Source organism: Microbacterium sp. BG28 (genome assembly GCF_034044005.1).
In the GTDB taxonomy this organism is placed as follows: Bacteria; Actinomycetota; Actinomycetes; order Actinomycetales; family Microbacteriaceae; genus Microbacterium.
Map to the genome: position 1 here is coordinate 1024360 of NZ_JAXCHA010000002.1, position 21634 is coordinate 1045993.

General features: G+C 65.5%; 14 protein-coding genes. 5 read left to right on the forward strand and 9 right to left on the reverse strand.

All coding sequences use genetic code 11. The features are described from left to right. Window positions 1–64: 64 nt before the first annotated feature. The 4 genes from SK224_RS10880 to SK224_RS10895 are packed head-to-tail and all read right to left on the reverse strand — an operon-like array spanning window position 65 to window position 4334. Window positions 65–1309: a sugar ABC transporter substrate-binding protein gene (locus SK224_RS10880; RefSeq protein ID WP_320434679.1), complete on the reverse strand. Its 1245-nt coding sequence runs from the start codon at window positions 1307–1309 to the stop codon at window positions 65–67. Window positions 1310–1352: 43 nt separating this feature from the next. Further along, on the reverse strand, window positions 1353–2168 hold the full coding sequence (locus tag SK224_RS10885) for a carbohydrate ABC transporter permease (RefSeq protein ID WP_309732186.1): 816 nt from the start codon (window positions 2166–2168) through the stop codon (window positions 1353–1355). After that, window positions 2161–3108, reverse strand: coding sequence for a sugar ABC transporter permease (locus SK224_RS10890; protein ID WP_320434680.1), 948 nt, complete (start codon window positions 3106–3108; stop codon window positions 2161–2163). The genes SK224_RS10885 and SK224_RS10890 overlap by 8 nt, the downstream gene beginning before the upstream one ends. Continuing rightward, complete coding sequence (locus tag SK224_RS10895; RefSeq protein ID WP_320434681.1) at window positions 3105–4334, reverse strand: ROK family protein; 1230 nt, start codon at window positions 4332–4334, stop codon at window positions 3105–3107. The genes SK224_RS10890 and SK224_RS10895 overlap by 4 nt, the downstream gene beginning before the upstream one ends. 182 nt (window positions 4335–4516) lie before the next feature. On the opposite strand from SK224_RS10895, the gene SK224_RS10900 reads away from it, so the two are divergent. Continuing rightward, window positions 4517–7885 (forward strand): TIM-barrel domain-containing protein, encoded by a 3369-nt coding sequence (locus SK224_RS10900; RefSeq protein WP_320434682.1) that lies wholly within the window; start codon window positions 4517–4519, stop codon window positions 7883–7885. A 23-nt stretch (window positions 7886–7908) separates the two neighbouring features. Continuing rightward, a complete protein-coding gene (locus tag SK224_RS10905) occupies window positions 7909–10809 on the forward strand; it encodes a TIM-barrel domain-containing protein (RefSeq protein WP_320434683.1) in 2901 nt (966 codons plus the stop codon). A 291-nt stretch (window positions 10810–11100) separates the two neighbouring features. Here SK224_RS10905 and SK224_RS10910 read toward each other — a convergent pair whose 3' ends face one another. Beyond that, window positions 11101–13389, reverse strand: a complete 2289-nt coding sequence (locus SK224_RS10910; RefSeq protein ID WP_320434684.1) for an AAA family ATPase — start codon at window positions 13387–13389, stop codon at window positions 11101–11103. A 592-nt stretch (window positions 13390–13981) separates the two neighbouring features. Here SK224_RS10910 and SK224_RS10915 point away from each other — a divergent pair. Next, a complete protein-coding gene (locus SK224_RS10915; RefSeq protein ID WP_320434753.1) occupies window positions 13982–15508 on the forward strand; it encodes a reverse transcriptase domain-containing protein in 1527 nt (508 codons plus the stop codon). A gap of 880 nt (window positions 15509–16388) precedes the next feature. On the opposite strand, the gene SK224_RS10920 is transcribed toward SK224_RS10915, so the two are convergent. Further along, window positions 16389–17621, reverse strand: coding sequence for an RES domain-containing protein (locus SK224_RS10920; protein ID WP_320434685.1), 1233 nt, complete (start codon window positions 17619–17621; stop codon window positions 16389–16391). 369 nt (window positions 17622–17990) lie between these two features. Further along, window positions 17991–18173: a hypothetical protein gene (locus SK224_RS10925; RefSeq protein WP_320434686.1), complete on the reverse strand. Its 183-nt coding sequence runs from the start codon at window positions 18171–18173 to the stop codon at window positions 17991–17993. Between the two features lie 87 nt (window positions 18174–18260). On the opposite strand from SK224_RS10925, the gene SK224_RS10930 reads away from it, so the two are divergent. Together SK224_RS10930 and SK224_RS10935 are read left to right on the forward strand one after the other, a co-directional pair. Then, window positions 18261–18746 (forward strand): hypothetical protein, encoded by a 486-nt coding sequence (locus tag SK224_RS10930; protein ID WP_320434687.1) that lies wholly within the window; start codon window positions 18261–18263, stop codon window positions 18744–18746. Continuing rightward, window positions 18743–19012 carry a hypothetical protein gene (locus tag SK224_RS10935; protein WP_320434688.1) on the forward strand — a complete coding sequence of 90 codons (270 nt, stop codon included), beginning with the start codon at window positions 18743–18745 and terminating at the stop codon, window positions 19010–19012. The genes SK224_RS10930 and SK224_RS10935 overlap by 4 nt, the downstream gene beginning before the upstream one ends. A gap of 7 nt (window positions 19013–19019) precedes the next feature. Here the strand turns inward: SK224_RS10935 and SK224_RS10940 are convergent, their stop codons facing one another. Together SK224_RS10940 and SK224_RS10945 are read right to left on the reverse strand one after the other, a co-directional pair. Further along, entirely contained in the window at window positions 19020–19958 is a 939-nt protein-coding gene (locus SK224_RS10940) for a hypothetical protein (protein WP_320434689.1), read from the reverse strand. Between the two features lie 96 nt (window positions 19959–20054). Beyond that, window positions 20055–21623, reverse strand: a complete 1569-nt coding sequence (locus tag SK224_RS10945; RefSeq protein ID WP_320434690.1) for a helix-turn-helix domain-containing protein — start codon at window positions 21621–21623, stop codon at window positions 20055–20057. Window positions 21624–21634: the final 11 nt, after the last annotated feature.

Consider the following 21634-nt stretch of genomic DNA (forward strand, 5'->3'; position numbering starts at 1 on the left):
GTCCGTTCCGTGGAAGTCGCGGTGACCGGGGGCGGGCGCTCCGCCCCCGGTCAGAGGGCGGGTGTCAGCCGAGCAGCGGCGTGATGCGGGTCTCGGCGTCGGTGAGCGCCTGCTCGACCGTCTTGCGGCCGGCGGCAGCCTCGGTCAGCTCCTCGGTGACGATGTCCTGCATCTCCGCCTGGCCGTCGCCGATCGAGGGCGCGAGGGCGACCTCTTCGAGCGAGTCGAACACGGCCTGGCGGTTGGTCGGCGGAGTGATGTCGAGGTAGGCCGACAGCGCCGTCTCGTCGGCGATCGGCGGGAGCTCCCATCCGGCCTCCAGGCGCGTGTCGACCGTGGTCTTCGAACTCGTCAGGAACTCGGCGAACTTCGTCGCCGCTTCCTTGTTCTTCGTGCCTGCCGAGACGGCGACGGCGTTCGAGAACAGCGCGCTCGCGTGCTGGGTGTCGCCCGGCTCGACGGCGATGTCCCAGCCGATCGAGGCGTCGGCGAGCGTACCGAACATCCAGATGCCGCTGTGCCACATCGCCAGCTTGCCCCCCGCGAACAGGCCGCTGTCGAAGTCGGGGGTGCCCGCACCCTGCTCGGCGGTCGGCATCGTGGTGCCGCTCTTGCCGACGAGCCACTCGGCTGCCGCGATCCCCTCGGGGCTGTTGAATCCGAGCTCGCCGTCGGCGGTCAGGAACTCGCCGCCGGCCTGCGCCACGGCCTTGTAGAACTCGTGGTACGAGATGGGCTGGTAGTCGCCCCACACCCCGGCGGAGGCATCGGTGAGCTTCTCGGCTGCGGCCTTCTCATCCGCCCACGTCCAGTCCGACGTCGGGTACTCCAGGCCCGCCGCATCGAAGAGGTCGGTGTTGTAGAACAGCACGACGTTGGAGAACGAGCTGGGCAGCGCGTACTGCGTCCCGTCGGTGGCGTACGCGTCGGCGAGCGAGGTCTGGTAGGCGCTCGTGTCGACGCCCTCGAGAGGCGCGAGCACTCCGCTCTGCTGGTAGGCGGCGTAGTTGGCGAACTCGATGTCGAACACGTCCGACGAGGTGCCGCCCGCGAGGTCCGTCTGCAGCGCCGTGAAGTAGTCGGCGTACGGCAGCGTCGTGACCTCGACCGTGATGCCGGCGTTCTCCGCCTCGAACGCGTCGACGATCTTCTGCAGGTTGTCTTCGTTGCCACCGGCCGAGATGAAGTTGGTGTACGTGATGGTGACGGCTCCGCCGTCCGACGGCGTCGTCGAGCCGGAGCATCCGGTCAGGGCGAGGCCGGCGACGGCGAGGACGCCGATCCCGGCGAGGGGTGCTGTGCGGTTCATGCGATATCTCCTTCGATATGGATGCGGGTGGGAGTGGTGCGGGTCATTTGATGCCGCTCGATGCGACGCCCTGGACGACGTAGCGCTGAGCGAACAGATAGATGGCGAGCATGGGAAGGATGCTGACGACGGAACCGGCCATCATCACGTCCCACTGGGTGGTGTACTGACCCTGGAGCCCGGCGAGCGCGAGCGGCAGGGTCTTCAGCTCGGCCGAGCGCAGGATGATGAGCGGCCAGAGGAAGCTGTTCCAGCTGTTCATGAACGAGAACACCGCGAGCGTGGCGAGGGTAGGGCCCACCAGCGGCAGGACCACGGTGCCGAAGATGCGGAAGTGCCCCGCGCCGTCCAGCGTCGCCGCCTCGTCGAGCTCGCGCGGCACGGCGTTCATCGCCTGACGCAGGAGGAAGACGCCGAACGCGCTCGCGACGCCGGGCAGCAGCACACCGAGATAGGTGTCGACGAGCCCGAGGTCTCGCATCTGCACGAACAACGGCACGATCAGCACCTGGATCGGGATCATCATGGTCGCCAGGTACAGCGCGAACACGACGCCGCGCCCGCGGAACGGCAGACGGCTGAACGCGTAAGCGGCGAGCGAGCTCGTCACCAGCTGCAGCACGGCCGTGACGACGGCGAGTCCGATCGAGTTCGCGATGATCCGGGCGAACGGCAGCTCGGCGAACAGCGTCTGGTACGCCGAGAACGAGGGCTCGTCGGGGATGAGCTGCGGCGTCGCATCCAGTCCCGCCCCCGGCGAGAGCGACGTGGACAGGGTCCACAGGAACGGGAAGAACATCACGAGGGCGCCGAGGATCAGCACCGCGGTGAGCAGTCCGCGTCGGGTTCTCTCACGCATAGGTCACCCACCTCTTCTGCCCGACGATCTGCACGACGGTGACGCCGAGCACGAGGATGAACAGCATCCACGACAGGGCGGATGCTTCGCCCGCGGCGCCGTATCGGAAGGTCAGGTCGTAGATCTGCTGCACGACGACCGTGCTGGATCCGGCCGGGCCGCCGCCGGTCATCGCGTACACCTGGTCGAACACCTGGAACCCGTTGATGAGCGAGATCACGACGACGAAGAACGTCGAGGGCGACAGCAGCGGCAGGGTCACGTTGAACAGGCGCCGCCACGGGCCCGCGCCGTCCACCTTCGCCGCCTCGTACATCTCGGTCGGGATGGCCTGGAGACCGGCGAGCAGGATGATCATCACGAAGCCCAGGTCCTTCCATGCCGACGCGAGGATGATCGACGGCATCGACCACGCCGGATCCGTCCACCATCCGGGGCCATCGATCCCGAACACCGCGAGCGTGGCGTTGACGATGCCGACCGAGGGGTTGAGCAGCCAGCGCCATACGAGCGCGACCACGATCCAGCTCGTCACGACGGGCAGGAAGTACACGCCGCGCAGGATGTTGCGGCCCCGCAGGCGCACGTTGAGCGCGAGCGCGAGCGCCAGTCCGCCGACGTAGACCAGCGGCAGGTAGCCGACGAGGTAGTAGAAGGTGTTGAAGAAGGCGCGCTGCGTGGCCGGATCCTGGGCGAGATGCACGTAGTTGTCGAACCCGACCCAGGTCATCGGGGCGAGCAGGTTCCACTTGTGCAGGCTCGTCCACAGGGCCCCGAACATCGGATAGATCGTGAACATCGCGAGCGGGACGGCGCTGGGCAGCAGGAAGGCGAGGACGAGGAGTGCGTAGCGCACGCGCCCCCTGCGGCGGCGCACGGGCGGAGTCACGATCGCCTCGCGCCCCTCTTCGGCGGAGAGGGGCCGGAAGGTCAGGGTCATGTCGACTGACCGTTCTCGCCGGGCTCGGTCGCACGGGCGACCGCGAGACGCTCTCGAACGAGCCGCCCCTGCTCGCCGGATCGTCCTTGGTCGTCGAACGGCGTCGACAGGACGAGAGACGCCGCGCCTTGGGCCCAGCGGTCGTCCTGCCAGGTCTCGACGGCCACCGGCACGGCACGGTTGCGCGGGATCAGGCCCGCGCGGAACGTCGGCTCGAACCCGAACGACCAGTGCCGCCACGACTCCACGCCTTCGCCGAGCACGATCACGATCTCCGGGTCGACGACGTTCACGACGCCGGCCAGCACGCGACCGAGCAGGTGCCCGGCGTGGGAGAACAGCCTCTGCGCGCCGGCGTCGCCGGCATCCGCGAGCGAGCGCAGCGCGGCGATACCGGCATCCGGACCGATCAGCGCCTCGGCGCGCGCGCGACGCACGAGCGCCGCCTGGCCCACGAGGGCTTCGAGACATCCGTGCCCACCGCACTGGCAGAGCGGGCCGTCCTCCTCGACCGGGACGTGACCGATCTCACCGGCTCCCCCGCTGCGTCCGCGCAGCACCCGTCCGTCGGTCACGAGTCCCGCACCGATGCCGGTGCCGATCGTCAGGACGAGCACGTTCTCGTGCCCGCGCGCCTGGCCGTGCAGCGCCTCGGCGATCGCGAGCGCGTTGACGTTGTTCTCCACCAGGACCGGCAGATCCAGCTCGCGGCGCAGCGCCTCACCGAGCGGGACGCGCTGCCAGCCGAGCTGCGTGGAGTCGACCGTTCCCACGGCCTGCTCGTCGACGTTGCCGGGCACGCCGACGCCGATGCCGAGCAGCGGCGCGTCGTCTCCGCCGCGGATGAAGGCACGCAGCTTCTCGCTCAGGCGCGTGATGGCCGTTCCGGCGGCCGCGTCGAACGGCTCGGTGGCCGATCGCACGACGGTTCCATCGATCCCGACCTCGACGACCGTGATGTGGTCGGCGACGACCTTGACGCCGATCGCGCGACCCGCGTCGGCCACCAGGCCGAGGAGGCGCGCGGGGCGACCGCCGCTGGACGGGCTGTGGTCGAGTTCGGCGAGCAGTCCGTCGGCGATCAGCTGACGCGTGTGCTGCGTGATGAGGGCGGGCGAGACGCCGAGTTCGCGCGCGAGATCGGCGCGGGAGGTGGGACCGCTGCCGCCTATGAAGGCGAGCACAGCCGAGCGGGTGACGTCGGCGCGGGCAGAGGATGACGGCAAGAGAACCCCTTTGTTCAGGTCTGAACGAACTCTAGAGCGGACTCAAGCCGGACGTCAACTCGACACATGTCGATGGCTCTCTCCAATGTTCCGAGCCAGACAGTTTGATACATGCTCTTGACCTGCGGGGCATAGGTGGTCCATATTCTCCACTAAATACAGACCTGAACAAAGGGGTTCCCATGTCTGACGCTGCCCGCACGACGCAGGCACCGCTGCTCGCGACCGCCCGCACCGCGCTGCATGCGGGACCGCGCCGCGCGATGGTGCTCGCCGCGGGGCTCGTGGCGGCCCTCGTCGTCGCGCTCCTCACCGCTGTTCCGGCCCACGCCGACACGCTCAACGGCGTGTGGCACGACCCGTACGGCGACGACGAGCTGTACGCCTCGCAGCCGACCGAGCGCTCCCCGCGCGATCCGATGGCGGGCGAGAACGTCACGGTCAGGGCGACGACCTGGCCGATCGCCTCGGGCCAGTCGGTCTGGGTGACATGGAGCGTCAACGGCGTCGCGCAGACCCCGCGCGGCGCGAGCTACGACTACAACTCCGGCAACAACACGTACTGGAAGGTCGATCTCGGATCCTTCTCGCGAGGCGACGACGTGCAGTACACCGTCCACGCCGACGTGAACGGCGGCGGGCAGCGCGATGTCGGCCCCTTCTCGTTCGCGACCACCTCGTGGAGCACCGTGACCGACGTGACCGACGTGATCGACAACGGCACCTCGGTCGACATCGTCACGGGTGACAGCGCGGGAGACTTCACGCCGAAGGTGCGCTTCGCCTTCCCCCGTCCCGATGGCTACGACGTGCAGATCGCGCCGACCGGCTCGGGGCTGGACCTCAGCGGACCGACGGGATACACGCTCACCGACGGCGCCTCTCAGGTGACGATCGCCACGAGTCAGCTGGTGCTCAAGATCGACAAGAACCCCTACCGTCTCTCGGTGTACAAGGGCGACGGCACGACGCTGATCACCCGGCAGTACGACCCGGCGCAGTTCCGCAACATCGGCTGGGCCAGTGACGGCAGTTCGACCGTGACGAAGATCGAAGACCATTACCTCACGCCCGCCGGCGAGCGGTTCGAGGGCTTCGGCGAGCGTTACGACCGGCTCGATCACCGCGGCACCGACGTGCACAACTACGTCTACAACCAGTACCAGGACCAGGGTGCGACCGGGCGGACGTACTACTCGGTGCCCTACTTCGCGAACTCCGCGGGCTACGGCGTGCACATCCCGAGCACCCGCTACGCGATCTTCAACCTCGCCACCCACCGTTCGGACATGGCCGGATTCACCGTCGACACCGGCGGCGCGCTGAACTCGACGCTCACCTACCAGTTCTTCACGGGCGATCAGACCGCGATGCTCGACGACTACACCGCTGTGACCGGGCGCCCGCTGCTGCCGCCCAAGTGGGCGTTCGGACTCTGGGGGTCGGCCAACGAATGGAACACGCAGGCCGAGGTCGACGCATGGCTCGATCAGGTCGACAGCTCCGGCATCCCGCACAGCGTGCTCGTGCTCGAGCAGTGGAGCGACGAGGCGACCTTCTACCTGTGGAAGGACGCGCAGTACACGCCCACCGCGGGAAGCGGCTCGCTCGACTACGCCGACCTGACCTTCCCCGCCGGAGGCGCGTGGAGCGATCCGAAGCAGATGATCCAGGACGCGCACGATCAGAACGTCAAGGTCATCCTGTGGCAGATCCCGGTACTGAAGGAGAACTTCTCCTCGAATCCGTCGACCGCCCCGCAACAGCACCTCAACGACAAGGCCTACGCCGAGGCGCAGAACTACCTCGTGAAGGACGGTGCAGGCCAGCCGTACCGCATCCCGACGGGTCAGTGGTTCGGTGACAGCACCGTGCCGGACTTCACCAGCACCGCGGCGACCAACTGGTGGATGAGCAAGCGCCAGTACCTGCTCGACGACCTCGGCGTCGACGGCTTCAAGACCGACGGCAGCGAGGCGCTCTTCGGACGCGACCTGCAGGTGGCCGATGGACGCCGCGGCGACGAGATGCACAACGCGTACCCCAACGAGTACACGCGCGCCTACAACGACTACATCCAGGCGAAGACCGACGGCGACGGCACGATCTTCAGCCGGGCGGGCACCTCCGGCGGCCAGAGCCAGTCCATCTTCTGGGCCGGCGACCAGGCCTCCACGTTCGGCGCCTTCCAGGAGGCGGTCCGGGCGGGCCAGAGCGCGGGACAATCGGGCGTGCCCTTCTGGGCGTGGGATCTGGCGGGCTTCACCGGTTCGTTCCCGAGTTCCGAACTGTACCTCCGCTCGACGTCGCAGGCGGCGTTCTCGCCGATCATGCAGTACCACTCCGAGAAGTCCGACCCGAGCCCGTCCGAAGCACGTACGCCCTGGAACGTTCAGGCGCGGACGGGCGACACGAGCGTCGTTCCGACATTCGCGAAGTTCGCGAACGTGCGTATGAACCTCGTGCCCTACCTCTACACGGAGGCCGACGACAGCGCCACGACCGGGGTGCCGATGATGCGGGCGATGAGCCTCGCGTTCCCCGGCGACGCCGCGGCCGCCGCCTACGACCAGCAGTACCTCTTCGGGTCGCAGCTGCTCGTGGCCCCCATCACGACACAGGGCCAGACCACGAAGGATGTCTACTTGCCCGCGGGCGAGTGGTACGACTTCTGGAACGGCGGGCGCGCGATCGGCAACGGCGTGAAGCAGTACTACGCCGGCACCGACAGCATCCCCGTGTACGCCAAGGCGGGCGCGGTCGTGCCGCTCAACCTCAACGACGCGTACCAGCTGGGCGGAACCATCGGCAACGACGTCGACACCTACGACAACCTGACCTTCCGCATCTACCCGTCGACGTCGAGCACCTACGACTACTTCGAGGACTCGGCCAACGCCCACCGCGCGATCTCGGTCACCGCCGACCGCGTGGCACGCACCGTGTCGGTCTCGGCACCGTCGCTGACCGCCGCGGCGACCTACCAGGTGTCGGGGACGAAGCCGTCCGGCGTCACCGTGGCCGGCTCGGCGCTCTCCGAGGTCGCCTCGGTCTCGGCGCTCGCGTCGGCGAGCACCGGGTGGTTCTGGGACTCCGTGCAGCAGCTGACCTACGTCAAGGTCGGCGCGAGCACCTCGGCCCGCGCGATCGTCCTGAGCGGCGTCGACAAGGCCGCCTACGAGGCCGAGTTCGCGGCGCAGACCGCGGTCAGCACGAACACCGACCACGCGGGCTACACCGGCGTCGGCTTCGTGGACGGATTCGCGGAGAGCGGCGACGCCGTGCAGTTCGACGTGTGGGCCGACGCGAGCGGGACGCACCAGCTGCGCTTCCGCTACGGCAACGGCGCGACGACCTCGGCCGTGCGCAGCATCCGCGTCGATGGCACGTCCATCGGAACACTCACCCTGCCCTCGACCGGATCGTGGGACACCTGGGGCACCGCGTCGATCGGCGCGACCCTCTCCCCCGGCCGGCACACCGTGCGCATCGAGTACGCGAGCGGCAGCGCGGGCGGCATCAACCTCGACAACCTCGTGCTCGCACGCTGAGCCGGATTCCACGGAGAACACGCATGAACAACCTGACCCTGCGACGACGCGTCGCGAGCGTCGCGATCGCGGCCATCGCCGCGGCATCGCTCACCGCCATCGGCGGATGGGCGGACGCTGCGCCCGCCGCCGCCGCACCCCTGGGCGTGCAACGCGCCCAGTTCACCTCGGGCTCGAGCTACCTCGTCGTCGAAGTCCTCGACGACGACCTGGTGCACTTCGAGCTCGCCGGGGCCGGGACCGCGCCCGGCACGACGAACCCCCTGTTCACGACCCCGCAGGTCGCGAAAACCGACTACGCGGGCCCGAACACGTACACCCGCAGTGGCGGAACGATCCAGACCGCGGGACTGCGGCTCGAGGTCGACACCTCGACGCTGTGCGTCACGTCGACGGATATCACGCGCACTCCCAACCTGGTGCTGCAGACGACGTGCCCGGTCGATCTCACCCAGGCCTGGAAGGGCCTGAACATCACCAAGTCGTCGATGGAGAACGCGTACGGCCTCGGTCAGCAGTTCTTCACCGGCGCGAGCGCCGACGGCGACTGGGTGGGGCGCGTGCGCTCCCCCGGAGGCACGTACGGCAACGCGATGGTCTACGACGCCGAGAACGGCCCGGTCGGCAACACGCAGATCCCGGTGCTGTTCGCGGTCGGCGACGACAACGCCAATTACGGGCTGTTCGTCGACCAGCTCTACAAGCAGGAGTGGAACCTGACGGGCGACCCGTGGACGATGCGCACGTGGGGCGACCAGGTGCGCTGGTACCTCATGTCGGGCTCCGACCTGCCCGACCTGCGCCAGGACTACATGGAGCTGACCGGCACCCCGCCCGTGCCGCCCAAGAAGGCGTTCGGCCTGTGGGTGTCGGAGTTCGGGTACGACGACTGGTCGGAGTTGGACAGCACGCTCGCGGGGCTTCGCGCCGCCGACTTCCCGGTCGACGGGGCGATGCTCGACGTGCAGTGGTTCGGCGGTGTGACGGCCGACTCCGATGACACCCGCATGGGCACGCTGGATTGGGACACCACGAAGTTCCCGAACCCCGCAGCCAAGATCGCCTCGCTCAAGGCCGACGGCGTCGGGATCATCCCGATCGAGGAGTCGTACGTGGGCAAGAACCTCCCCGAGCACGCCGACATGGCGGCGGACGGATACCTGGTCCGGTCGGGATGCTCGACGTGCGCACCGACGTACCTCACCGGCAACCCGTGGTGGGGCAAGGGCGGGATGATCGACTGGACGCAGCCCGCGGCCGGCGCCGCGTGGCACGACGAGCAGCGCCAGCACCTGGTCGACGAAGGCGTCATGGGCCACTGGCTCGACCTCGGCGAACCCGAGATGTACGACGCGAACGACTGGACCGCAGGGGTTCTCCCCGGCAAGCACGCGCACGCCGACTACCACAACGCCTACAACCTGCTCTGGGCGCAGAGCATCGCCGACGGGTACGAGCGAAACGATGAGACGGCACGCCCGTTCCTGCTCTCGCGCGCGGCGGCCGGCGGCATCCAGCGCTTCGGCACGGCCATGTGGTCGGCCGACATCGGCTCGACGATGAAGGCGCTCGCCTCGCAGCAGAACACGCAGATGCACATGTCGATGTCGGGCATCGACTACTACGGATCGGATGTGGGCGGCTTCCGCCGCGAGATGCTCGATGCGAATGCCGACGAGCTGTACACGCAGTGGTTCGCCGACAGTGCCTGGTTCGACACGCCGCTGCGCCCGCACACCGAGAACCTCTGCAACTGCCTGGAGACGACCCCCGACGCGATCGGCGACGTCGCCAGCAACCGGGCCAACCTCGTGCGCCGATACGAGAACGCCCCCTACACGTACTCGCTCGCGCACCGCGCGAACCTCTACGGAGAGCCTGTCGCCCCGCCGCTCGTGTACTACTACCAGAACGACGACAACGTCCGTGAGATGGGCCACCAGAAGATGCTCGGCCGCGATCTGATGGTCGCGATCGTGGCGGGTTCGGGAGAGCGCGAGCGCGACGTGTACCTCCCCGCGGGCGAATGGATCGACATCCACACGAACGAGCGGATCGTCAGCACGGGCCAGTGGATCGCCGACGTGCCCCTGTGGCGCAACGGGGTCTTCACGCTCCCCGCGTACGCCCGTGCGGGCGCCATCATCCCGCAGGCGTTCGTCGATGCGGAGACGAAGGACATCACGGGACTGCGCTCCGACGCGGTCGTCCACGACGAGCAGATCACCACGGTGTACGCGAGCGACACGGCGTCGACCTTCACTCTGTACGAAGACGACGGTACGAGCACCGCGTACGAGAGCGGCGCCGTGCGTACGACACCCATCAGCCAGTCGACGTCCGGCGGCGTCGCGACCGTGACGGTGGGCGCCGCATCGGGAACGTACGCGGGAGCCCCGTCTTCGCGCCCGACGGTCGTCAAGCTCGTCACGGACGGGACGCAGGCCGCATCCGTCACGCTGGGCGGCAGCACGCTCACCGAGTATGCGAACAAGGCCGCGTTCGACGCCGCCAGCAGTGGCTGGTACAACGCGGGCGGCAGCACGGTGATCGCGAAGGCGGCGAGCAGCTCGGTCGCATCGGCCAAGACGTTCGCGTTCACGCTCGGTGAGGAAGCCGTGTGGGCGACGTTCGCGTGCGAGTTCGCGACCACGACCTTCGGCCAGTCGGTGTACGTCGTGGGCAACATCCCGCAGCTGGGCAACTGGTCGCCCGCGAGCGCGATCAAGCTCACCCCGAGCGCGTACCCCACCTGGACCGGCGTGATCGGCGACCTCCCGCCGTCGAGCGCGATCGAGTGGAAGTGCATCAAGCGTCAGGAAGCAGGCAATCCGAACACCGCGGATGCCTGGGAACCCGGCGGCAACAACATCCTGAACACGCCACCGTACGGCTCGGCAGGGATCACGACCGGCGCGTTCTGACGTTCGTCGACCGTGAGGCTGCCGGGACGGCGGCCTTGCGGTCGGGGGCGTTTGGGGAGCTCCAGGATTTGGGATTGAATCGATAGATACCTTCGACGGCTCCGGCCAGGATGACAGGATCTGAAGCTGCGACCCCTTGACCCCCAGATGCCGGAGTAGGGCACATATCTCAGTGGACCAGGGTTCCGCTTTCCAGAGGTGAGCTCCACTCCTCTTGCAGAAGTTGCATGTTGTTGGTCACTGCACTGGTCCGCTTCACGCCGAGACAGGCTGAGGCTAACCATTGGGGCACTAGGGAAGCAGGTCTGCATTGCCGCCGGTCGCCGTACACATGCGCTCGAAGTGCTCGCCGTCGATTGCGCGCAAGAACTCCATGCATCTGCGGATCTGACCGTGAACCGCTCGCGCGTCGAGCACATCGATGCTCTCGCTGCCCTCGCCGTGCGAGAACCGATTGCAGAAGTCATAGACGTCGCGATAGGGCTCGCCCTGCTGAGATTCAACCAGGATCTCGAGTTGCTGGAGGAAGTCGGTGCGGTGGGGCGCCTTGTAGCTAGCGAAGACCTCAAGGACACGGCGTGCGGCGTTCGGGAGGAGAAAGAGGCGATCGTGATCCTCGGAGTCGGCGATTCCGGCCATGACCATCGAGAACAAGTAGGCATACTCCGAGGTGTTGTTGAGCAGGACGCGTGGGAGCTTGCCAACACGGGTATGACGCTCGCCGTTGACCGATGCAGCGTACATCTCCAGAAAGGACACTCTCGGGAAGCGGGCCTCATCGGCGTCGCCGCTCTTGAGCTGACTCATCGACTTGCCCCAGACGTTCTTGTGGGACTTGATGAACAGGCGCAGCAGGCTGAAGTCGTGAGTGAGGATGATGTACTGGCCGAAGCCCTTGAGCGTGTCGATTAGCCACTGATGTGTCGCGAAGAGAGCTTCTCGGTCGAGCGAGCTGGACGGGTCATCGATCACCACGATGCGCTGCGAACGGTCTCCACCGGGAGCCTGCTCGTCCTCCAACTTTCGTAGGAAGTACAACAATGAAAGTGTTGTACGTTCGCCGTCGCTGAGGTCAGTGCCCGGTTTGTCTCCACGGCGGCACGCGTATGACTTGCCGTCCGGCGTCACCGCGACGCTGAGGTGGTCCTTGCCATAGACGCGGGCCAGATCACGCGTCAGGGTCTCGGCCATGTGCTTGGTGGTGAACTGAGCTTGACGCACCTCGTCTAGGCGCCGCTCCGCCAGGTCGGCCGCGTCCTTGGTGGTCTGACTCTTGGTTGCGAGATCGTTGGCCTGTGCCTCAAGCGTGCGAAAGGCTTCGCTCTCTGCGCCGACCAGATGATCGAGAACCGTCTGCTTCCGCTCCGCTGTGACCTCTGCATGGCGTCGAACCTGGTCGTTGTGCTCCGTGACAGCCTGGGCGAGCACGGTTGTAGACGGAGCTGTGTTGAGCAAAGCCCGTTCTGGGGCATGAGGCGTGGCGTTAGGGTCTGCGATCTTTTCATTGAGCACCGCTTCAATGGCCGCGAGCGCAGCGACGCGGTCCTCCACGTCTGCCTTAGCTCGCTTCACGGCGTCCGAGTAGACCAGCTGCAGTTCGCTCGCCAAGCTCGCGGCGGCGGGCAGCGCAGCGTGCCACGCGGCAAGCTCTCGCTTCTCGCCCGTGACCGCATCTGCCAACTTCTTCGCCGCCCCGCGTATCTGGAGCCAACTCTCATCGAAGTGACGAGCCAGCTCGACACGGCGAATGTCGACGATCTCGCCTGCACAGAACAGGCAGTGATCGAGACCGTCGTGCAGTACGAGGCCTTGTTCGACCCAGGTTTGAGCCGATGGATTGCCCTCTAGGGCCTGGATGGCGATTCGAGTGGGCGTCTCGGCCAGCGTCTCGGGGAGGTCTGCCAACAAGGCGACGATGCCAGCGGGCGGAGCGACAATACCTGGCACAGGCGACGGCGCGTCCTCCCCAAGCCGCTTGAGCGCTTCGGCGTGCGCATTACTGTCGGGGAATTCACCCTTGTGTTTGCGTAGGTCGTCCTGGACCTTGGGTATGGAGTAGCGGTTCTTCGTGAAGTGGCTGTAGTCAAACTCTTTGAGCTCAGCCACGATACGGTCCTGAACGCCACGGGCCAGCTTCTCGACCTTCTCGTCGGCCACCTTCCGCTGCTTGGCAGCTTCCTTGGCCTCGTCCCGCAGCTTGACGATCTCCTCGACGAGCCGGTTCTCTTCATCTTTCGCGTCAATGGCTTCCTTGCCCAATGTCACGATGGCAGACGCGCTAGCGCCGTCGAGGAAGGCAGAGAGATTCGCCTCTACCCATCTGCGCGTGAACACCGCCATTGCCACCGACGGACTCGCGCCGCCCTCGCTGATCTTGATGCGGCGCTTCTGCTCGTCCTCCCAAACGATGCCCGAAGCGCAAGCTCCCTCGGCGAGGCTGAGCAGAAGCTCCGACAGCGTCGACTTGCCGCTGCCGTTGTGGCCGTACACGACTGTGCGACCGCCCGACGGAAGGTCATCCGGCCAGAATCCCCGGTCAAGAGACCGCCACGGGTCTTTCAGATCCAGTCGACGAAGCATGCTCACACCCCTAGCAGCATCAGCTCTCTTTAAAGCTGGCCAACAACAACCATCGGCTCAGGCGAACGCGGCCTCGCGATCGGTTTGCTAGTGATCAATGTATCCGAGCTGATAGACCCGCTCGGACTGCAGCCGTACCGAGTCCCCAGCGGGACAGCGTTGCCGAGCGGGCGCTACACATCCGCACCGGTGCCGTCGAGCTTGAAGTCGACAGGGAAGGGTGTATGTCGAACCATCTTGTTAACGCAGATGCGTCTTGCCCCCGCACCTGAGGCGGTGCGGGCGTTCTCGCGATGGAGGGCCGCGACCCGTGGGCCACGCTGCGTGTGGAGCGCTGTGGACCGTTGGGCGCGTTCGATTGACACCACTCAGCCACCGATAGAGTTTTGCCCAGGTCCTCAGTGGGACTAGGCATCGAGCCGATTTGGAGCAGACCGCGGCTGATCACCGCCTGCCTCCACTGGGGCCACCATCGCAAGTTGGCGGCCCGCGTGAAGCACATTTTGCCTGGACTCGAAGCCGCGGCTGGGGCTGAGCACGCGCTCAGCCCCAGCCTTCCTCAGCGATGAAGGGCACGTTGATGTGGTGGGAGATGGATCAGCGGATCCGCGAGGCATCCGTTCGACTCATTGTGGAGCACGAGACGCACGCAAAATCTGTCCACGACGAGAATGTTCGACGACGCAGGCGTAGCACGGGCACTCCGCATGAACTCGAAGTCCGCCAACCCGAAACTTGGGATCTCGACCCAGGATTTAACCCATACTTGGTCCGCTCTCGCCATAAGCGCATCGCCTATGCAATTACAGAGCAACTTCGCGATCGGAGCTACTCGCCCCGCCCTCCCGCCGGGTTCCGCGTGCCAAAATCCTCAGGCGGCGAACGAGTCGTGAACACCTTCCAGATCGCGGACGAGGTGGTTTCCAATCGCATGCTGCGGTCGCTGACGCGAAAGAACCTGCCCCGATTCAGCGCTCGCGCATACGCTTATCGCCCCGATCTCGGTCCACACGATGCAATCTCCTACGTTTCGACAGAGTTCGCGCGGGAGCATCGTCTCTTCGTTGCAGAGTACGATTTCAGCAAGTTCTTCGATACCCTCGACCACGGGTTTCTATTGGCAACACTCGACACCATGGGAATCACGAGGACGCCGCTTGAGCAATATATTATCGAGCGGTTTCTTGAGGCACCTGAGCCATACCTTTCGGCAGAGGAAAAGCGAGTCGTCAAGGCTCGACGCACGAAGGGCATTCCGCAAGGGACGTCCCTGAGCCTCTTCCTTGCCAACGTCGCTGCGTCGGAGCTCGATCGAGCTCTAGAGCGGGTAGGGGTGGGATTTGTCCGCTATGCAGATGACACCCTCATCTGGAGCAAGGACTATGGGCGAATCGGCGAGGCTGCGTCCATACTCCACGAAGCATCAAGCCACATCGGCTCTCCAATCAACTCCGAGAAGAGTCTTGGCATACGGCTGCTCGCCAAGCAAGAGACTCTGCACGTTGAGATGTCGTCGACAAGAAGCGTGGACTACCTCGGACACCGGCTCGGATTGCGAGACGTGCGCATGAAGGATGCATCCATCGAGCGGATCAAGTCTCGAGTCACCGATTTGGTCTTCACCAACCTTCTTCTGGAACCGCTCAATGGGACGCAAGAACCGGGTCGTCTCAGTGGGGTGGATAGAGACTACGCAACCCTAATCTGGCAGCTCCGTCGCTACCTATATGGCCCGTTGACGGAGAAGGACATCAGGAGATTTCAGGCAGGCGCGATTCCCCCAATGTCGTTCGAGGGTGTCATGTCGTTCTTTCCGCTGGTAGTCGATGAGGCCGGTCTCCGAGAGCTTGACGAATGGATCGCGGCACGAATCTGGCTTGCGCTACGCAAGCGGTCGCGCTTGCTGCGAGTCGCCGCCCTGCCTGTTCCACCGCCCCACGGAATGTCGAAGGCCCAGCTCATCGGCTTCACATCGAGGTCGTCGCGTAGTGGCGATGTCGTGGACTTAAGAATGCCTAGTGTCCGTAAGATCGCGAAAGTCATTCGACTTGCGGTGTCGACGCACGGCCTCCGCGTCGTATCAACCCGAGCACCCCTGTATCTTTACGCGGATGAGTAGCCCTACACCTCGATCCGAGAGCTCTAGTGGTGAAGGCTGCCTAGCCCGGCTGCGGGGCGCACGTACTGCAGATAACAATCCCCAACAAATGGCCGTGCCCCGACTACGTGGCGGAACCGTGTAGAGCGACTCGGCACCGCGTGGCCTCCCAAGGAGGCACCTCGCCATCACGGCGGCAGGTATCTGCGTCGAACCCGCGTTCGACGCAAGCTACTCCGGTCGCGTCTTCGATGTCGAACCGGGAGTAGCTCCGCTTCTCGAAAAAGGACGCTGCGAACGCGAGCGGCCGACAATTGCGGCTCTGCTTATCCCAGGAGCGATCGAACGGGACGCGCTATCACTGTCGGAACTGAGCGTCGCTTCGCTCATGGCGCTGCGCGAGAAACAACTGTTCCAGACTCATTCTCATCCGTCGTTCCGTCGGGGTCGACCTACCGCACCTCGACGATGCGCTGCGCGGGACGCAGAGCATCGGCTGATGTGGCCCACCTGTGATCCTCAACGGCAGGTGGGAGAGAGAAGGCCACCCTCCGGCGAATCCTCTCTCGCCTCCGGCCGGGACGCGCCCTACCGCTTCACAAGCCTACGTTGCCGCCGCGCAAGACCTCGGCGGCAGCGGCTCGCCGGTGATCACTCACGGCAAACGAGAAGAGGGCCCGCCTGTTGCAGATCCTCTTCTCGTCTCCGATCGGGATGACAAGAGATCTGAACCTGCGACCCCTTGCACCTGGTTCAACCTTGCTATCCGCTGGATAACGCCGATTTCAGGACTCTCTAACCACAGTGCTCGCCGTTAAAACGTTTCCGAAAACGTGTACAGAACGATGACCCGACGTTGGAGGATTAGCGCGGCGCCGAAACACCACCGAGTGTCTCACTGTCACACGGGATGTACGGCGGTTCGTTTTTCCACCTTGTACTGGCGCACAGAATCCGCCGAGACCTCAAGAACGCCCCGGAACTCCCACTCGTCAGGCGCGTACGTGTTCGGCTTGCTCGGAGATGCGAGGTAGTTGGGCTGCGCACCCGGCTCGGTGATCCATTCGTTGTCCTCAAAGAACAGCGCGATGTTCGTCCCGCCGGTGCCCGCGGCGGATGGATATGCGATGCCATGGATTGTCGGCACGCTGAACCAACGGAATGCCTCCGTCAAGAGTTGCGAGGGCAGGTATTCCATTGTTTGCCGGTCGTCGCCCGGAATGAAGTCCATCATCCTGTCGCGATAGAACTCAAAGGCGGTACGACTGCTCGCGAAGTGACTGTAGGTCGGGCTGAAGATGCTTGGGAGTTTCGGAATCACCGTCAGGTCAAGGAGCCGCAGAGGTTGCCTCACTTCGAGCGTGGCGACCACGCAGTCGTCGTACGGGCTGTGCGAGGCCACTTCGGCGCATGCTGTTTCAGGCTCTCGCGCGGTGTACAACATCGGCATCCCCGCTGCGCTGAGACGTCCTGCGGATGCAGAGTCGGTCGGCGGCGGCCCCATCTCTCTGCTCGGGTCGCTTCGAACTCGCTTCGCCAAATCGCCCGCATCCCGCCCCACGCGTGCGCGGTACAAGAGTGTTCCGGGAGCGAGTATCAGAGGGACGGAGTTCTCCGCCGCGAAATCGACCATCTCGCGGGCAAGCACGTAGTTCCACTCGGGTGGCGTTACGGGCTTCTCGCCGGTCGGCGCGATGAGGAGCCGGGATTGATGCTTGACACGATAGTCAAAGTGATGCCAGGAGAAGTGGGTGCTCACGGCAGTGTCCTCATCGAAGGTCTCGTACCAAGGCCCGGAGGAGCGAACCAGCGGCTCGATGGCAGCAACGAGAGGCTCGTGAGCGTCGCTCTCAACGGCATCCTCCAGCGTCGTTGCGAGTACATCGCGAAGCGGAACCGTCGGAAGCACCTGTTCGCCGTCAGGCACAAAACCCACGTGGTCATACCGTTTCCTGGCAGCCGCGAGGACGACTCGCGCCAGGTGCTCCAGCGGAACCGCCTCCACCTCCTCTGCAGCACACACCGAGCAGTCGGCGGCACTCGAAGCGGCACCCACATCGCGCCGGAGGTAAGCGTCTTCGAGATGCGCAACACAGATGCGGTCTCCACTCTGAAGCACTCGGTCGCTGTTCACATACTCATCTTGCCCGTCAGCGTGGGACCGGCTGGTCGTTGGCGAGGCTGGATACGATGCGGCCGAGCATTATGGACGAAGGAGCCGCGGTCTGCCGCTCGATGGAGCGGGCTACGGCATCTGCATCGAAGTCGTCAGCTCGGACCCCGGCGACCGTCACTGACTGCCCTGCGATGAGCAGGGCGATAGCTGCGTCGTAGTCGGCGGCGTGAAGGTCGAGGATGCGGCGGCCTGTGCGGGGTGAGCGAAAGCATCCGTTCTCCCCTGAAGTGCCCGGCTACGACTTCGGCGGGCACCTCGGGGAACGAGGCCCGGAACACGGTCGTGATGTTCACAACGCGGTCCGTTGTGGCTGCGCGGCGCAGTCGCTCACGCGTCCGCACGGCGCGCTCCCTTCGCGTACGAGCGGAGGATGAGCCATCGCTCGACGAGACTCAGGTCGAACAGTTCCGGGCTGCGGGTCCAGCGGCGCGCCTCGATGAACTCGGCGGGCACCGCCACGAGGGCGCTCTCCGCCGCGGAGACTCGACGCGCGTAGCGGATAGCGCTCATGACAGCGCTCCGAGGTACTCCACGGCGATGCCCTTCTCGAACCCCTCACGCCACACGCCATCTGGCTGCTTGCGCCTTCTGATTCCGATGAGCGCATTCGACGCGGCGTGCGACGCCCTCTATGAGTGGGCGGCGACCGGACCGGTCGAGCGTCCGAGGCATCCCGCCGATGAAGCAGCGGAGCGAACGAAAACCGAACTGCGACGCATCATCGAGCGGGTTGGCGACCGGATGGGGTGGGAGGTCGCCGCCCTGGAGAAGAGGCGTGTCCGTCCGGGCGCGATAGTCACGGCCGCGCAGCAAGACCTCGGCGGCGCGGGACGTGACCTTTCCTACTGGTGGACCATCTGTTCGCGATACGCCCACGCGCAGAGCCTGACGGCGATACTGCGCGCGCGGCGGGCGCATATCGACACGCCGCACGGCGGAACCGTCGATGTCGAGACGAACGAGGAACTGGTCGTCGAGATGGTCGAGACAGCGGTCGGATTCCTTAACGCCTTCACGGCCCTCACCCGCGAGCGCGGACTCCTGCGCATGCCGCGCGTACAGCGCGATAGCGTCGTGCCATGAGTGGTAGCCGGGCCAAGGAAGAGCGGCAGGCTCAGCGCGCCCTCCCGCTTCGGCTGGTCAACACGGACGCTGTGAAACGGTCGGCTGATGCGGTACTCAGCGTCGACCTGAGCGACCACAAGTTCCGCGACCGGGCCGCGCAGTTAGTCGCCGGGCTGTGTCGTGCCGGATTCGCCCAGAGCAAGGTCATCGCGACGCTCGCCAGAGCGGACCTCCTGTCGGCAGCGGGGCCGAACCGCCCCGCGGTCGCGTTCTTCGGCGAATAGTCCGCCATCAGGCGAAGTCGGGAACCTCGCCCAGAGGCACCCAGCGCGCCTCTGCGCCTTCGCCGACCAGGCGCTTCACAACGGGAGTCCGCTCAGTCTGGCCGCGCCGGAGGCGACCGGTCCGGGACAGGTAGTAAGTGACTAGCGTGTCGTCCGACCGACGAAAGGTCACGTACCAAGGTGCGCCCTGTAACGTCTGGCGCCCTTCGGCCAGAGCCTTCGCTGAGTACGAGCGGTAAGCGCCGACCAGCGCACCTACCTTCCACTGCGCCTTTGAGTCGGGGTACGCGGCTTCCCAACCGTCGAAGACATCGGCAAGTACACCGATGGGTACAGCTCCGACGGGGTAGAAGATGCCCTCGCGCGTCTTCACTTCGGCGAGCAGTTTCTCGTCTGCGAGAGCATGGGTGGCGAGCGGAAGGTTCGAGATATCGCCATCGCGGACACCTTCGAGCGATAGGTCGTCCAGTTCCTCATCGAGCGGGTCAGGCTCAAGCCCTGTCGTCGCGGCAGGCTCCGCCTCCGGCTCAGATCGGCTCGCGGCCTGTGCTGATGCAATCTGTGAACCGAGGAGTTGCTCTACACGCTTGTCCGTCTTAGTCACGGTCACGTGGGTCCGCTCCGCGATTTCCTTGACCTTATCGAGCAGGTATTGGTGCTGGCCCTGTCGCTTCTTCGTCTCCGCTTCAGCCCGTGCGGCTTCACGGTTTTGCACGCGGAGGATGGTCAGCGTGAGACCAATCGCGACGATGGCGAGGCCCAGCGAGATGAGGCCGATGGAGTCCCAGAGTTGCGACAGTCGGAACGACCAATCGCCCTCCGCATTAGCCCGCAACAGCCACACATAGCCAGCGAGCGCTAGAAACGCTACGCCGATGACGTAGACGACGACCTCCCATAGCCACGGTCCGCGCCGTTCTGCCTTCTCCCCCGACCTACTCCCCATAGCCTTCACAATAGCGACCGAGCATCCGCCCGAGTTTCGGCCAGCAGACTGCAACCCCGCCGCGCTACCGAGGGAACGAGTTTCGGCCACGACTGCTCACGCATTCGACGCATTAGCGACGACGAACGCAGAAACAGCGTGGTCTGCTTGCACGCCGCGCCAGAACGTACCGTGTTGACGGGACTGGCCGACGGCCAGGTCAAGCACTTCGTCAATAGCAACTGCCCATTCGGCGTCTGTCGCTCCAGGCACGAGCGCATCGCGTACGTCCTCGCGCGCAGCCACGAGATGCAACGCTGGAGTCGAACGAGCCTCGTTAAGCGCCGCGGCGCTCGGGTACAGGTGGTACGCGAGGTCGCCTTTTGCACCTACGGCCATCACGAGACACCACATGATGTCGAAGCGTGTCAGTGAGTTGAGCACTTCGTCATTGGTGCTTCCAACTTCGTCGGTCGCGGCGACATCGTCCACGAACGAAGGCGCCGACGTAGCGTGCTCTCTAGCCATCGAGAGAATGAGCGCTCCGCCGTGATTCTCCTTCGCGAACAGATTCGCTCGCGATGCGTACACGATGCCGTGCCGTAGCCAACTCGGGTAGCGCTCGTCGCTGCCCAACCCGACCGGACGGTTCGCGATGCTCGCCAGCGCAGCCCACTCTTGCTCTCGCTCTGCTGCGGCTCCGATGAGCCAGACGCGGACGAGCACTGCGAGCCAGTGCTCAGCGACCGACACTTCGTGACGGGACGAGAGGTTCGTCGCGTACTCGTTAACGCTCCCCGCGGAGAGGTAGACCCGGTGAAGCGTGTCGAGGGCGGCTTCTAGAGTCTCGGGACGTTGAGAGCGCCGAGCCTCGATGGCGGCGAGAGCGAGTTTGTCGAGAGCGAGGCCGCGCTTCGTGCGGTCGATGTCCGGCTTGTAGGTAGCGGCGGTCCGGGCATCTCGGAATAGGCGTCGGATACCCGCATCGCTGTCAGAGTCCACATGTTGTCTCAGTGCTTCGACGAACGACGCGTCATCCATGTCGATGAGGAGCGGAGGCAGAGTGCGGCCACCGACAGTCGGCGCGGCAGTGCTCTCGACCACACGGCGGATGAGGGCGTCGAGGCCTTCACGTGCCTCGGCAATGATGCTCGCGCGGTACCTACTTAGCATCGTGTCCCAGTGCGCATCGGAGGCCGCGACGTTGCGAGTTCCTTCCCGCACATAGAGGACTCCCTCGTGAAGGACGGTCTTCATGCGGCCGTCGCCACGGTCGTACTCCCCCGTGGTGCTGATGATGACGGGTAGCCCCGAGGCCGTTGGGGCGACGTGAATGAGCACGTGGGCGCGGGACTCGACCTCGTGAATCTGCGAGGTCACGCGCGGCTGAGTGGCGATGTGTCGAGCAACGAGCGCCCCAAGCGCAGCGGAGTCGAAGCGGGCCGTCTCAACCATGGCCAGGTCGTGTGCGGGCGTGCCGTCATCGTGCGCTCCGATGACGATGAAGCCGCCCAGAGTGGTGTTCATCATCGCGACAACGTCGAGGACGAGTCCCAGACGTTGCTTCGCGTCCTGGAGGTCGAGCGTGCCCTTGAAGTCCAGCTCGTCATGCTCCGCGCCGATGGCGAGCAGTTCGAGGAGCTTCTCGCGGTCGAGACGACCGTCCACGACTACGGGAGATGCCATGTCCAGAGCCT